The sequence below is a fragment of the Pedobacter chinensis genome (assembly GCF_003339865.1).
GTDB lineage: Bacteria > Bacteroidota > Bacteroidia > Sphingobacteriales > Sphingobacteriaceae > Pedobacter > Pedobacter chinensis.
Genome location: NZ_QPKV01000002.1, coordinates 670,933 through 686,760 on the forward strand (window position 1 = coordinate 670,933; position 15,828 = coordinate 686,760).

Sequence of the window (15,828 nt, forward strand, 5' to 3'; positions counted from 1 at the left end):
AATGCCCTTTCCAGTTTGTTAAAGACTGTTAATCTTTACAGAATCGAAAGTTGCCAAAGCTTTATAAGTTCTAAAACCTATGCTTCCGCTTTGATATTGATCATCTTTAACCGTGAGAAGCGGCTTTGTAAAATCATCAATAAAAATATCAATTTTATTATTCTTAGCCATAATTTTTATTTCATAAACTTTATTCATCTCTACAGGATAATTAATTCGATCAAGTACTGTCCATTCCTTACCATTTGCTTTTCCAATTTGAATTTCTTTCCCCGAAGCACTTAATCCAACGTAATACCCCTGATATGCATCAGGTCCGATTGCTGGTTTGGTAACCCTGAAGATCAAGCCTGCATCTCCATCAGTGGTTATTTTAATATTCGCCTGATAGGTAAAATCATGAAAATCAGTATTGTTGGCTACATATTTTGAACCATTTATTCCATAACCGCCAGAGCCTGCGTTTGATGAAGCATTTACAGCTCCATCTTTCCAAAACCAGCCTCCGCCATAAAATACCCAGTTTGGTGGAATCCCGTTATCAAAATTCTCTGATAAACTGCCGTGTATTTTTTCTGAATTGCCAATGGTTGGAAAGCAACTTAAACGTATATTTTCAGATCCAAAAGGCACCAGCATAATTTCTTCTGGTTTTTCGTTTGATACCACCGGACTAAATGGAACATCAAAAGCAGCGATCTGGTTATAGGTTAAACTCCATGAAGGGATTTTTTTTGCCTGAACTTTAAGTTTTATAGGAGCAACTTCGGCAACAAACGGATTTTCGGGCATGGTAGATTTTACTACACTGAACAATTTATTCAGCTTTCCCTTATTTAACAATAAACCGTAGTTCCAGGGAGATTCCGGAAGAATTTCATAATCAGCAAATCCTTTTACAGTATGCGTTTTGATCAATTTGTTTTTTGCCTTAATTTCCAAAGCATAAACAATCGGTCCACGCTCAATACTTATGGAATTATTAACTTGATTTCTGGTGCTGATTTCCATTGGAAAATTCAGTTCCAGTACGTCCTGGTTTGCCCATTGACGATCAATCCTGAACATTTCTCCGGCTTTGACTCCTTTCAAAGTTTTTTCATTTACTTTAATGGTTGGCTGGATACACCAGGTTGGGATGCGAAACGTAAATGGAAACGATGTGGGTTTGGCCAGCGATATTTTCAGTGTAATTTGCTCATCAAAAGGATAATTGGTTTCTTCGGCTATTTTAATCTTTTCATTACCCGAAACCAAAGTTTCTATTTCCATTGGGCCATAAGTAATTAATGCCAGGCCCTGATCAGGTGTGGCTACCACACTGTTTTTCACAAAATATGGCCAGCCCATATGCATATTGTACCTGCAGCATCCGTAACCAGAATACGGACTGGAAATCAGGCCCGAACCATAATCCTGATTAAAACCCTGACCGCCATTTACACTTAATACCTGGTTTGGCAAAGCATAATAAGAGTGATTTTTAAAATCCCTGCTAAATTGAGCTGGTAAGGCATTAAATGCTACTTTCTCCAGCTGGTCGCCTATGTTTGCCTGATGGATAACTTTAGCAGCCGTTTCTAAACTTTGCATCCATTCTACAACTGTACAGGTTTCCACACCTCCGGTAGAACTTCTTCCAGATAGAAACTCAGTTCCGGAGCCTAATCCCTGTGGTTGACCATGATCATGCATAATATGTTTAATGCCTTTGGTAAAAGCATCAAGATTAGCTTTTGTATCATTAATCTGAGCATATACAACTGGGAATTTTAAAGCTTGTGCTACATTAACCATGTGTTTTGGCTGAAAGTCATCGCCAAAAAAATAGAATTGGTTATTGGTGTAGATATCAATCCACGGATATGCCTGTTGCTTTAACTTCTCAACCAGCCTGATCAAATCCCGGTCTCCTGTTTTATTATAAAGCCAAATCGCAATTTCCATGTTATCAGCCGCTCTTGATTTTCCCCACTCATTCAGTGGATCAGCATCAAGATTTGCCAATTCATATTTGAAATATTTTGACAGAAAAGGAATTACCCTTTTATCTTTTGTTGCTTCATAATAACTTTGCAATGCATACATCATCGGCATTCGCGGCCACCAATCTTTCATTTTCTGCGGGCCGAACAAACCGTTAGGTTGTTGATTGTTTAATGTCCAATCGATATATTTTTTTGCCTTTTCCTTTAATTTCTCATCATTAAGCGTGTATGCTAAGGCAACCAATCCTTTTACATAATAAGGAACACGTTCCCAGCTATTCCCTGTTCCACCCAACCAATCTGTATCTTTTCCAAGATTATCTTTTTCTGCATATAATTCTTCTGCCATCCCTGTTGCACCATCACGTTGTTGTTCTAATTGTTTTAATAACCAACCCCGGGCTTTGATACTGCCCAATGGCAATTGCACATAAACATTTTGTTTTAAAGGAGCCTTATTGAAATCGAATGGTTTATCCTGAGCATACAGAGATGAAGCAATCGCTGAAATTATTATTGAAATTTTAAAGCGTTTATAAATCATATTGGTTAGAAAATTAATGGATCTATGAATCTCTCATAAAAATAGGATATAATATAACAACATAAAACGTTTTACCAAATAAATTATATTTAAGATTAAGTAGTTTAACCTATAAATCATTTAATAAAAATCAATTTTTATTCATTTTAAAACTTATTAGTTATAATTGATTTGTTTATGGTATTATAATGTTTATTTTGCAGCATTATTTATATTATCGTATTTTATTAAACTTTAAGTTTAAAAACGTAAATTTTCCTAAAGTAACTTTCTCTTTATGGTTAAGCTTTTTGTAGGTGGTCTTGCAGACAATATTCAGGAAATGGACTTGGCAATTTTTGTGAGCCTCCATGGTAAAATTGAAACAATTAAAGTTGTTAGAGACAGGGCAACAGGAAAATGTAAAGGTTACGCTTTTATAGAAGTGGCGAGCCTTGCCGACGCAAACAATATTATCTCTATGCTAAATGGAGAAGGTTTTAAGGGAAATATCATTACCGTTAAGTTGTGCGAAGAATCGGCTCCTAAAAAAGTTTTTAAACCTAAATCTGCGCAACCGCACAAAGGTAAACGTCCAAGAATGCAGCGTTAAGTTACATTTACCAGAATTTAACGAAATATACAGCTCGTTACGATAAAATTTGTGATACCCGGTAAGCCTTTATTTCAATATGGAAAACTATAGTATCATTATATTTATTTTGGCGATAATGATCGGACTTTCAGCCATAGCCGATCGAATTAAAATCCCTTATCCCGTTTTATTAATCATTGCAGGAATAGCTGTTGGTTTTATCCCATCTTTACCACCTATTGATATCAATCCTGAAATTATATTTTTGATTTTCTTACCTCCTTTATTGTATGATGCTGCTTTTAATATTTCATTTAAAGATTTTAAAACCAATATCAATACCATTTCTACGCTGGTCATTTCGCTGGTTTTTATCACTGCACTTGGTATCGGTGTTACGGCTCACTATTTAATTCCGGGAATGTCCTGGCCGCTATCTTTTGTTTTGGGCGCCATACTTTCTGCTACTGATGCCGTTGCAGCCATGAGCATTACCAAAGGATTAGGTTTATCTCATAAAACCAATACCATTCTGGAAGGCGAAAGTTTGGTAAACGATGCATCGGCATTAGTTGCTTATCGATTTGCCGTGGCAGCTGTTACCGGAACAGCATTTGTTTTCTGGAAAGCATCGCTTGAATTTGTCATATTGATGGCAGGTGGTTTTTTGGTTGGAATGTTCATGGCAAAAATTCTGGCCTTTATTATCAAGAGAATTCAACAGAATAGCCTGGCCACGATTAGCTTTATGTTACTTATGCCATTTGTTACTTACCTGATCGCCGAAGAAGTTCATGTTTCTGGCGTGATTGCTGTGGTAATGTTAGGTTTAGGAATTTCGAGATTCAGTAACAAGGTTTTTCCCGAAAAGCTTAGAAATCAATCTAAAAACATTTGGGACATTATTATTTTCCTTTTAAATGGATTAATATTTATTCTTATCGGTTTACAGTTTCCGTACATTTATAAGAGTTTCGAAAGCAGCGATATCGTGGCATATATCGGATATTCATTTGTGATTACCATTGTTGCGTTATTACTCCGGATCATGAATGTTTTTCTGCAAAAACGGAATCTTCAAAATGCATTTAATAAAGGGAATAAACGGGTCTCTGAGGATGCATTATTGGATTTTAAAAACAGTTTAATCATCAGCTGGTCTGGAATGCGGGGAATAGTTTCATTGGCAATAGCGATTGGTTTACCAATTACATTAAAAAATGGCACAGCTTTTCCTCAACGAAATGCTATAATTTTTATATCAATTGTAGTGGTATTATTTACCTTAATTGGTCAGGGATTAACGCTTCCATGGTTGGTTAAAAAATTGACTTCAGATACGAAAAATCAATAAAGGGATCAAGCCAATCTTCATCCCTTTAGATCATTTCTTTTTATTAAAGCACTAATTCTGATCCATTATCGGTTTCAACCACATAAGAATCAAGGTTTAAATTAAACTCCTTGTGATAAGAAAGTGTGATTTTTTCAATCAGGTCTGCAATTTTTTCGTCTTTAACAATATTAATGGTACAGCCGCCAAAACCACCACCCATCATCCGTGCACCCAGTACGCCATCAACATTTTTAACAAAATCAACTAAAAAATCCAGTTCATTGCAGCTTACCTCGTAAGCTTGACTTAAGCCCTTGTGGGTTGCAAACATCAATTGCCCTAAAGCTGTTAAATCTCCACTTTTTAGTTTTTCAGCGGCCTTGCCAACCCGCTCAATCTCCTCAACAACATAACGGCATTTTTGATAAACTTCCGTATCTTTCGGTTTTACAACTTCATCTAGCATGATCAAATCAACATCACGTAGGCTGTTTACATCCGGAAAATATTCTTTTACCCAGGCTACGCCTTGCTCACATTGAAATCTTCTTTCGTTGTAGGCAGAATCAGAAAGAGAATGTTTAACATTAGTGTTGAACAAAACAAGCTTATAACCATCCAATTTTAAGGGAATGTATTGATATTGCATAGATCTGCAATCAAGCAAAACCGCCTGATCTTTTTTACCAAAAACCGATGCAAACTGATCCATGACACCACAATTAACACCAGCAAAAACATGCTCTGCTTTTTGAGCAATTAAAGCCAGATCCATTTTGGCAATACCAAGATTATTTAAATGATCAATGGCAAAGGCCGTTGCACATTCAAGCGCAGCAGAAGATGATAAACCAGCACCAAGAGGCACATTTCCATCTAAATAAAGATTAAAACCTGAAAAATGATATCCTCTTTTCTGTAACTGATCAGCCACTCCAAGAACATAATTTGCCCATCCCTTTTCTGATTTCAAAATGTTTGTTATAGAACAAGTATGAAATTGCTGATAACTTTCTGAGTAAAGATGAATTTCATTATCGTCTCTTTTAGAAACAGCCACATAAATAGCCTTATTTATTGCTGCTGGCATCACAAAACCATCATTGTAATCAGTATGCTCACCAATAATGTTTATACGGCCAGGCGATTTTACTAAAATTGGATCAGCCTTAAAAATATTTTTAAACGTGGCCTTTAAACGTTTTATATCCATAATCTAAATCAGAGTTTTATTTATTTTTATAGTGTACTGATGGTAATTCTCTCAATCTGTTTGCTGCAAACTCCGGTGTGATATCTCTTTGTGGATTAGCCAACATTTCATAACCAACCATGAATTTTTTAACTGTTGCAGAACGCAATAAGGGTGGATAAAAATGCATATGCCAATGCCACTCAGGATGATCTCCGTGATTTACCGGCGATTGGTGCATACCTGCAGAGTAAGGAAAAGCGGTTTCGAAGAGATTATCGTATTTAACCGTTAGGATCTTAATCGCATCAGCCAGCGATTTCTTTTCATGATCGGTAAAAAATTTAATGCTGGTTACATGTCTTTTAGAGATAACGATGGTTTCATAAGGCCAAACTGCCCAAAAGGGAACTAAAACAACAAAGTGGTCATTTTCATAAACTATTCGGTCTTGTTTTTTAAGTTCGAGTTCAAGATATGAAGAAAGCAAACTTTTACGGTGTACCGCGTAATGACTTTTTTGTCGCTCGGTTTCCTTTATAATTTCCATTGGGATATCGCTTTGTGCCCAGATTTGCCCATGTGGATGCGGATTACTACAACCCATTATTTCGCCTTTATTTTCGAAAATCTGAATGTATTTAATCCATTCATTCTCTGCCAGATTATTAAATTCCTTTTGCCACAATGATATTACATTCTCGATATCACTCAACGCCATTTCAGGTAGTGTCAAATTGTGTTTCGGACTAAAACTAATCACTTTGCAAAGCCCTTTTTGGTTGTTGGCTACCAGTAAATCATCTTCATTGAAATTAGCTAAAGGAGTGTCTTCCAACAGTGCAGAAAAATCATTTTTAAAAACGAAACTCTCTGTATAATCTGGATTTACATCGCCATCTGCCCTATCGTTTCCCGGGCATAAATAACATTTCGGATCGTATTCCGGGCGATTATCCGGACTTACATCTTCTACCTTCCCCTGCCATGGCCGCTTTGTACGGTGCGGAGATACCAGTACCCATTCTCCTGTTAAAATATTTAACCGGGTATGTGGATTTGAATCGAGTTCGAATGTATTGCTCATTATATTTGATTATTACCTGTCTTTGATTAGAATGGCGTTGAGCAAAGCTATAAATAAATTATTAAATGTCAAAATGACATTTAATAATTTATTTATTTATAATTACTATTTTCGTAAAAAATGAAATCTTCAAGAACGCTTAATCGAATAAAAATGATAGAATATTCTGGTCAACCACATTATTTAGTTGCTGTAGATTGCATTGTATTTGGATTTGATGGCGAGCATTTGAAAATATTATTGGTAAAAAGAGGTTTAGAGCCCGAAATAAATAAATGGAGTTTGATAGGTGGATTTGTTGGCGCACAAGAAAGTCCTGATGATGCTGCTAATCGTGTGTTGAAAAAAAACACTGGTTTAGAAGGTATTTATTTAGAGCAGCTTCAAATTTATGGAGAACCACAGCGAGATCCTATAGAAAGAACTTTATCTGTTGGTTATTTCGCATTAATTGATATTAATAAATACCAAACACAACTAAGCGATGATTATCATGCCGAATGGTTTTTAATTAATGACAGACCAAAACTCATTTTCGACCATGACCAAATGGTAGCTGATGCAAGAAAAAAACTACGGTATAAAGCAGCATTACATCCGATTTTATTTGAGATGTTGCCCAAAAAATTTACCATCCCGCAATTGCAAATCCTTTTCGAAGAGGTTAACGATACTAAAATAGATACGAGAAATTTCAGCAGAAAAATAAGTTCAACCGGATTACTGATTAAATTAGCAGAAAAAGATAAATCGGGTTCAAAAAAAGGTGCATTCTATTTTAAACTGGACAAGAAGAAATACAATGCTAATTTTCAAGCCTTTCTTAATTTAATTCCAAACTTAAAGCCCTGATCAATAAGATCATTTTAATCTCGATTTAAGATGAGATATTTATTTTTGCTACATGCTTAAAATAGGAGTAGCTGAAGATGATGTAAAGATTGCCGATCTTTTACAATCTGCTTTGGAGGAGAATGGCTATCAGGTCCAAACCGTTTTTAATGGAATAGATGCGTTCGATTGCTTTTCAACCAGCAACTTCGAATTACTCATCATCGACATCATGATGCCAGGTCTGAGTGGCATACAAGTTTGCAAGGGGCTTCACGAAAAGGGCATTCAAATTCCTATTTTAATGCTTACAGCGATGGGTACAGTTGATGATAAAGTTACCGGACTGAATGCCGGAGCTGATGATTATCTGGTCAAGCCGTTTCACTTAAAAGAACTTCTGGCTCGTGTTTCTGCATTATTGAGAAGACAACCTCCGGTAATCAGCGCTTCAAATCATCAGCTTAGTTTTGAAGATTTATACATGGATACCAGTAGTAAAGAAGTAACCAGATCCGGAATAAACATCGAATTAAGCGCAAAAGAGTTTATTTTGCTTGAACTTTTCCTGCGTAACCCCAATCGATTACTGTCCAGGCAGTTTATAGCTGAACAAGTTTGGGATATCCACTTTGATACGGGCACAAACGTAATCGACGTTTATATTAACTTCCTGAGAAAAAAGATAGAAAAAGGCTTTAACCGCAAATTGATTCACACCAAAATAAACATGGGGTATATTTTAAAGTAATGAGAATAAAAGACCGGATAGCACTTTATTTTACACTGATTAGTACTTCCATGCTTTTCGCCGTGCTATGCATGATATATTTTACTTTCATGAAATTTTTGGAAGCAGATTTTTTTGAACGCCTGACAGATAGAACCATGGTTACGGCTAAACTGTATTTAGAAGCCGATGAAATTAGCAGAGATGCCTTAAACGATGTTCGCCACCAATATTTGCAAAAACTAAGTGGCGAAATAACCAGAATTTATGATTATAAAAATCAGGCAACTTTTATTGGCGATTCTGCACAATACTGGACAAAATCTACCATTGAGCAGGTTAGAAAACGTAAACATTTAAAATATTCAGATGGCCAGAGGCAGGTTGTTGGGATTTATTATAAAGATAATCAGGGCGATTTCGTCATTCTGGCTTCTGCAACCGATCAAGGCTCACATAACAGGTTAACTAAGCTGCTCAGGATCATGATTTTTGTGTTTGTGATCATTTCCTTTATTGTACTGTTACTGAGCAGATGGATTGCGGAAAAGATGTTGCAACCATTAAAAAAATTCATGCTGGAGGTAAAACAAATCGGCTCTCAAAACATGGAATTCAGAGTAGAGGAAAATGACACAAAAGATGAAATTAATCTGATTGCCAAAAGCTTTAATCATTTGATGAATGAGCTTGAACAGGCTTTTATTTTGCAAAAAACATTTGTTGCCAATGCTTCGCATGAATTACGAACGCCAGTGACCAGGATGATGATGACTGCTGAGCTGGCTTTATCTAAAGATCGCGATCAGGTAGCCTATCAAAAAGTCATTCATTCTGTTTTGGATGATGCCGAAAGGATGGAACACATCATTACCGGATTGCTTGCGCTGGCAAAAATGGATCTTGAGCTTATTAATTCCCAGCTCTCTCCTATTCGTTTGGATGAATTATTAATTAAAATTCAATCAGAATGGAAAGAGCAAAAAAATCTTGAACTGGAGTTTTTTAGCAGCCTGGAAAGCAACGTGAAACCAACTGTTTTAGCTAATGCCATTTTGCTGCAAATTGTTTTAGATAATATTGTTTCAAATGCTTTTAAATTTTCTGAAAATCAAAAAGTGATTTGCAGATTAGAACAATCAAATGAAAGTTTTCTGATCAAAATCAGCGATCAGGGTCCGGGAATACCGTTTCTAGAGCAGGAAGAAGTATTTAAACCATTTTATACCCGCTCAGCGGAAATTGGTCAAAAAGGAGAAGGAATGGGCTTGTACATGGCTCAGAAAATCATCAGTTTATTTAAAGGGAAAATAGAAATTTCACTTTCTGTTGGGCTTGAGAATACCTTTACCGTTGTGATACCCAAACTTTAATCTGCTTTTAATTTCGATTTAATTCGCGTTTAATTCGGCAAAGATAGCTTTGCCGCATGATAAGAATAGGTAAGTTACTGCTTCTTTTAATGGCTATTTCAGCCAAAGCAACCTTTGCACAGAGTGATTCATTAAAACTAGATTTAAAACAGGCTGAGTTACTTTTTCTAAAGAATAATTTCGAATTAATTGCAGGTAACTATCAAATTGATCTTGCAAAAGCTGAAGTGATCACAGCAAAGCTGTTTGATAATCCGGAATTGGAATATGAGAATCTTTTTTATAATCATGAAACAAAAAAGTTTCTTCAAACCTCTTACGAATACGGACAATTTGCAGGCTCCATTTCACAACTGATTAAACTTGCCGGCAAGCGCAACAAGAACATTAAACTTGCTCAAACAGGAATAAAACTTGCTGAATTAGAATACTTCGACTTAATGCGCACCTTAAAATTCGAATTGCGCAACACTTTCTATAAAGCCTATTTTTCAAATCGATCGGTTAAAGTTTATGAAGATCAGATTAAATCAACCGAAAGCCTCTTAAAAGCATATAATGTTCAATTAAAAATGGGCAATGTCGCTTTAAAAGATGTGATTAGAATTAAATCGTTAATAATTGGTCTTAAAGCCGAGCAAGCCAGCGTATTAAATGAGCTGGAAGATCATTACAAAGACCTAAAATTGCTTTGTGGCTTAGCACCTGCAGCCAGTTTATCATTGATTTTACCAACAAATGATGATCAAAATATCATGGTAGATAAAATCCCTTATGCCAATCTACTGGATTCTGCCAGAACAAACAGAGCTGATTTAAAACTGGCAAAAACAGATCTCGAATACAATGAACTGAATCTTAAACTGCAAAAAGCAATGGCTATTCCTGATGTTGAAATATCACTCAGTTATGATTTAAAAGGAAATTATCCCGAAAAATATACGGGTTTGGGTTTAAAAATTCCGGTTCCACTTTTTAACCGAAACCAGGGGGAAATTAAAAAGGCAAAAATTGGTATTGATGCTGCAACGAGCAACGTCAAAAAGCAAGAGCTTCTATTATCAAATGAGGTTTTTAACAGCTATAGAACAGCAATCAGGAACGAAAGATTATATGCGGAAATAGATCCGGCTTTTAGTCACGATTTCGATAAATTAATTGTTGGTCTGATCAAAAATTTCAAGGAAAGAAACATCAGCCTGATCGAATTTCTCGACCTCTACGAATCTTATAAGCAAAACATTCTTCAAATGAATAAACTACAATTCGAAAGAATGAGTTCGAGAGCAGAACTAAACTATGTAACAGGTTCTAACATTTTCAAATAATCAATTATGCAAACCATCCACAGGAATATCATCAGGGGATTAATCATTTCTTCAATAAGTTTAGGATTTGGCTGTAATCGCAATAAAACTGAAACCACTCCGGAAAAATTTACCATAACAGACTCTTTGCTGAGCAGGCTTTTAATTGATACTGTACAACAAGCAAACGGTAAAACAGATATTATTTTTTCAGCAAAAATCACAGCCAATGAAGATCGTAAATCGGAACTGTTTCCTATGGTAAGCGGATCGGTTAACCGCGTAAATGTGCGATTAGGAGATCAGGTAAAGGCCGGACAAACTTTGGCAACCGTAACGAGTGCAGAAATGGCTGGTTTTGACAAGGAAGTCATTGCGGCAAATGCAGAACTTAAAACGGCCGATCGCTCTTTAAAACAAGCTGAACAGCTTTATGAAAGCGGATTATCATCGGCTAAGGAGTTAGAAGAAGCCAGAAATGATTATCAAATTAAAAAAGCAGAGTTAAAAAGAGCCAATTCGGTTTTGAAAATAAATGGTGGAAGCAACACTGGCCTTTACGCGATAAAATCTCCGTTAAGTGGTTTTGTTATCGAAAAAAATGTTACCGATAATATGCAGTTACGCAGCGATAATGATAAAAGTTTATTTACCGTAGCCGATCTTTCGAATGTCTGGGCAATGATCAATATTTACGAATCGGATATTTCCCGTGTTAAAGCAGGTGATGAAGTTAATCTATCTACCCTATCCTATCCTGAACAGGTTTTCAAAGGCAAAATTGATAAGATTTATAACCTTATTGATCAGGACAGCAAAGTGATGAATGCAAGAGTTGTGATTCCAAATCCTGATTTCCTGTTAAAACCCGGAATGCTTGGAACCGTAAAAGTTTCAGCAAGCTCAGGCATTGATCTTCCCGTGGTAAATTCAAGAGCCATAATTTTTGATGAAAACAAAAACTATGTACTGGTATTAGGAACCGACAATAAAGTTCGCATTCAGCAAATAGAGATCGGCAGAAAAACTGCTGATAAAATATACATCAGCAAAGGGGTAAAAGCTGGCGATCGCGTAATTGCATCGAAACAGGTTTTCTTATTCGAAAACTTAAAAACACAGTAATATTCTTTCATCTACTAGATTTTCATCATGAATAAATTTATCAAAAGCATTATCGGCTTTGCGCTGAAAAACAAATATTTTATCTTTTTCGCCACTTTTATTCTCATTCTGGCAGGCTATTTAAGTTTCAAAAACACCACAATTGATGCTTTTCCTGATGTGACCAATACGAATATTACCATTATTACACAATGGCCGGGCAGAAGTGCCGAAGAGGTGGAGAAGTTTGTGAGCCGGCCGCTGGAAATTGCAATGAACCCGACTGAAAAAAGAACCAGTATCCGTTCTTCTTCTTTATTTGGGTTATCAATTGTTAAAGTGAGCTTTGAAGATGATGTGGATTATGCCGAAGCTCGTGTACAGGTAAATAACCACCTCAATGAAGCAGATCTTCCTGAAGGGATTCAACCCGAAGTGCAGCCACCTTACGGACCAACGGGTGAAATTTTCAGATATACTTTAACCAGCGATAAGAAGTCTGTTCGTGAACTTAAAACCCTGCAAGACTGGGTTATTCAACGAGAATTATTGTCTGTTTCTGGCATTGCCGATGTGGTTAGTTTTGGCGGAGAAGTTAAAACTTACCAGATTACGGTCGATCCTCAAAAATCAATTCAGTATGGCGTTACCGCAACCGAGCTTTTCGAAGCAGTTTCCAAGAGCAATATAAATGTTGGTGGCGATGTAATTGTTCAAAGCGGACAGGCTTATGTTGTTCGTGGAATTGGTGTGCTCAACAACATTGATGAAATCAGAAATGTTGTCATTGATAATTTTCACGGAACACCGATATATGTAAAAACCATTGCTGAAGTTACAGAATCAGCATTACCGAGATTAGGGCAGGTTGGAAGAGATAGGGACCCTGATGTGGTGGAAGGCATTGTAGTGATGCGCAAAGGTGGCAATCCGAGTGAAGTAATTGCCCGTTTAAAAGAAAAAATCGACGTAATAAACAGCAATGTTTTACCTGATGATGTAAAAATAAACCCTTTTTACGATCGCGAAGATTTAGTAAACTATTCAGTGCATACTGTAATGGGCAATATGCTCGAGGGAATTTTATTTGTTACCTTAATTGTATTTCTTTTCATGGCCGATTGGCGAACCACACTCATCGTTTCCATCATTATTCCACTGGCACTACTTTTTGCTTTTATCTGCCTGAAGTTGAAAGGAATGCCTGCCAACTTACTATCAATGGGAGCAATTGACTTCGGTATCATTATCGATGGAGCTGTGGTAATGGTTGAAGGAATTTTCGTTGCACTGGATATGAAAGCCAAGAAATTCGGGATGGATCGATTTAATAAAATGAGCAAGCTCGGCTTTATTAAAAAAGCTTGCATGGAGAATGGAAAGGGAATTCTATTTGCTAAATTAATTATTATTACAGGTTTATTACCAATTTTCACTTTCGAAAAAGTAGAAGGTAAAATGTTCTCTCCGCTTGCATGGACATTAAGTTTCGCCCTCCTGGGTGCTCTTATTTTAACTTTCACACTCGTTCCTGCAATGGCAAGTGTGCTTTTAAAAAAGGATGTAAAAGAAAAACATAACATCTTTTTGGAGTGGATAACAAAAGCCACTTTAAAATTTTACGATAGCTGTTTCAGTAAGAAAAAACTGGTATTTTCCATATCGATTATTGTGCTCATTTTAGGCGTGTTCAGTTTTAAATTTTTAGGAACGGAGTTTTTACCAAGCCTTGATGAAGGCTCAATTTATGTGAGAGCAACAGGCCCGTTGAGTATTTCTTTGGATGAAACCAAAAAATTATCAAACGATATGCGCAAAATCTTTTTGAGCTTTGAAGAAGTGAAACAAGTGATGTCGCAAACTGGCCGGCCAAATGATGGAACAGACGCAACAGGCTTTTACAACATGGAATTTCATGTAGATATTTACCCGCGCAAGGAATGGAAACGCAAACAAAGCAAAGAGCAGCTTATTGAGCGTATGCAGGAAAAATTAAAAAGCTTTCCCGGAATTAGTTTAAACTTTTCACAACCCATTTCTGATAATGTGGAAGAAGCCGTTTCAGGAGTTAAAGGATCGATTGTGGTAAAAATGTTTGGCGAAAATTTCGAATTCATAGAGCAGGAAGAAGAAAAAATAGAGCGCATTTTAAAAACCGTTGAAGGGATCGAAGATCTGGGAATTTTACGAAATCTGGGCCAACCAGAGTTACAAATTAACCTCGATCAGAAGAAAATGGCGCTTTATGGCGTAAGTACTGCTGATGCTAATGCCGTAATTGAAATGGCCATCGGCGGTAAAGCTGCTACCCAAATTTATGAAGGAGAAAGAAAGTTTGATTTGATTATCCGTTATCCTGAAGATTTTAGAAATGATGAAAGCTCGATCAGTAAACTCCGGATTCCAACACTATCGGGCTCAAATGTTCAATTGGGAGAAATTTCAAGCATTAAAAAAATTACCGGGCCAAGCATGATTTACCGCGATAAACACAAACGTTACGGGGCAATAAAATTCTCTATCCGTGGCAGAGATATGGGGAGCGTAATTGCAGAGGCACAACAAAAAGTAAATGCGCAAATAAAACTCCCGAAAGAGTACAAACTGGATTGGGCAGGAGATTTCGAAAATCAACAACGAGCCATTGCCCGATTGTCGCAGGCTGTTCCGGTTAGTTTGTTATTGATATTTTTCATTCTGTTTGTACTGTTTGGAAACATCAGAGATGCCTTATTAGTATTAAATAATGTGCCTTTTGCCATGATTGGAGGAATTTTAGCCTTACTGGCTTCTGGCGTAAACTTTAACATTTCTGCAGGTATCGGCTTTATTGCTTTGTTTGGTATTTGCGTTCAAAACGGAGTGATTTTAATTACCCGCTTTAAAGCAAACATTGCCGATTTAAAGCACCACCAAACCTGGACATTTACCGATGCCATGCGTGATGGAATTGCCAGCAGATTTAGACCTGTATTAATGACCGCATTGATGGCTGCGATCGGTTTAATGCCTGCTGCATTATCAACGGGAATTGGTTCTGAAGCTTCCAAACCACTAGCAATCGTTGTGATTGGTGGATTGATTACCAATACACTTTTCAACCTATTTGTCTATCCAATTGTTTTTTATTGGTCTTATAAAAAGAAGGTACAGAAAATCAATCCGGCTCAGGTTTAATATTACCCATACATAAATGCATGCTGAACGCCGGGTAATATTTTGGTCAGGAAAATTTAATTTATCTTCTTTACGAAATGGAAAAAGAATGCAAATGATATTTCCAATGTTAGCCATTAAACAATCGTTCAAAGATAGGATATTTTAACATGGTGGAATCAACTAACAAAAGCTTTAAGATTATCTTCGATGAGCACTGGACAGTGGTTAACAGGTTTTGTCATTCTGAACGCAGTGAAGACCGCGAAGCAGCTACCAAGTAAATCCCTAACCTACAAGCATTGTACTTACTTTACCACTGACTTTGTTTTAAGGCGATCAGTGCTGTATTAAAGTTTGTGTTTCATCGCTTTGAGATTCTTCGCTATGCTCAGAATGACAAGTATATTCGGGTTTTGTCATTCTGAGTGCAACGAAGAATCTATAGCCTAAAGGTGTTGCACCTGGTTTACCACTGACTTTGTTTTAAGGCGATCAATGCTGTATTAAAGTTTGCGCTTTATCGCTTGCAGATTCTTCGCTATGCTCAGAATGACAGTGGTTAAATGGGTTTTGTCATTTTGAGTGCAACGAAGACTGCGAAGC

11 protein-coding genes are annotated in these 15,828 nt (G+C 36.6%); 8 read left to right on the top strand and 3 right to left on the bottom strand.

Features of this window, described 5'->3' with window-relative positions:
- Positions 1-18: 18 nt before the first annotated feature.
- A complete protein-coding gene (locus DU508_RS04180; RefSeq protein WP_115401561.1) occupies positions 19-2,532 on the bottom strand; it encodes a beta-L-arabinofuranosidase domain-containing protein in 2,514 nt (837 codons plus the stop codon).
- 277 nt (positions 2,533-2,809) lie between these two features.
- Here DU508_RS04180 and DU508_RS04185 point away from each other — a divergent pair, with 277 nt between their 5' ends.
- Both DU508_RS04185 and DU508_RS04190 read left to right on the top strand, forming a co-directional pair.
- Positions 2,810-3,124 (top strand): RNA recognition motif domain-containing protein, encoded by a 315-nt coding sequence (locus tag DU508_RS04185; RefSeq protein ID WP_115401562.1) that lies wholly within the window; start codon positions 2,810-2,812, stop codon positions 3,122-3,124.
- A gap of 79 nt (positions 3,125-3,203) precedes the next feature.
- Positions 3,204-4,460, top strand: a complete 1,257-nt coding sequence (locus DU508_RS04190; protein ID WP_115401563.1) for a Na+/H+ antiporter — start codon at positions 3,204-3,206, stop codon at positions 4,458-4,460.
- A 43-nt stretch (positions 4,461-4,503) separates the two neighbouring features.
- Here the strand turns inward: DU508_RS04190 and DU508_RS04195 are convergent, their stop codons facing one another.
- Both DU508_RS04195 and DU508_RS04200 read right to left on the bottom strand, forming a co-directional pair.
- Entirely contained in the window at positions 4,504-5,655 is a 1,152-nt protein-coding gene (locus DU508_RS04195; RefSeq protein ID WP_115401564.1) for a galactokinase, read from the bottom strand.
- A gap of 16 nt (positions 5,656-5,671) precedes the next feature.
- Positions 5,672-6,721, bottom strand: a complete 1,050-nt coding sequence (locus DU508_RS04200; protein WP_115401565.1) for a UDP-glucose--hexose-1-phosphate uridylyltransferase — start codon at positions 6,719-6,721, stop codon at positions 5,672-5,674.
- A gap of 120 nt (positions 6,722-6,841) precedes the next feature.
- Here DU508_RS04200 and DU508_RS04205 point away from each other — a divergent pair, with 120 nt between their 5' ends.
- Genes DU508_RS04205 through DU508_RS04230 form a run of 6 tightly spaced genes read left to right on the top strand, consistent with a single transcriptional unit; the run spans position 6,842 to position 15,243 of the window.
- Positions 6,842-7,573 (top strand): NUDIX hydrolase, encoded by a 732-nt coding sequence (locus DU508_RS04205; RefSeq protein ID WP_233509390.1) that lies wholly within the window; start codon positions 6,842-6,844, stop codon positions 7,571-7,573.
- Between the two features lie 52 nt (positions 7,574-7,625).
- Positions 7,626-8,303, top strand: coding sequence for a response regulator transcription factor (locus DU508_RS04210; RefSeq protein ID WP_115401566.1), 678 nt, complete (start codon positions 7,626-7,628; stop codon positions 8,301-8,303).
- Positions 8,303-9,655: a sensor histidine kinase gene (locus DU508_RS04215; protein WP_115401567.1), complete on the top strand. Its 1,353-nt coding sequence runs from the start codon at positions 8,303-8,305 to the stop codon at positions 9,653-9,655. Before DU508_RS04210 ends, DU508_RS04215 begins: the two co-directional genes overlap by 1 nt.
- Positions 9,656-9,711: 56 nt before the next feature.
- Positions 9,712-10,983, top strand: coding sequence for a TolC family protein (locus DU508_RS04220; protein WP_199562637.1), 1,272 nt, complete (start codon positions 9,712-9,714; stop codon positions 10,981-10,983).
- 6 nt (positions 10,984-10,989) lie between these two features.
- A complete protein-coding gene (locus DU508_RS04225) occupies positions 10,990-12,087 on the top strand; it encodes an efflux RND transporter periplasmic adaptor subunit (RefSeq protein WP_115401568.1) in 1,098 nt (365 codons plus the stop codon).
- A gap of 27 nt (positions 12,088-12,114) precedes the next feature.
- On the top strand, positions 12,115-15,243 hold the full coding sequence (locus DU508_RS04230; protein WP_115401569.1) for an efflux RND transporter permease subunit: 3,129 nt from the start codon (positions 12,115-12,117) through the stop codon (positions 15,241-15,243).
- Positions 15,244-15,828 lie beyond the last annotated feature (585 nt).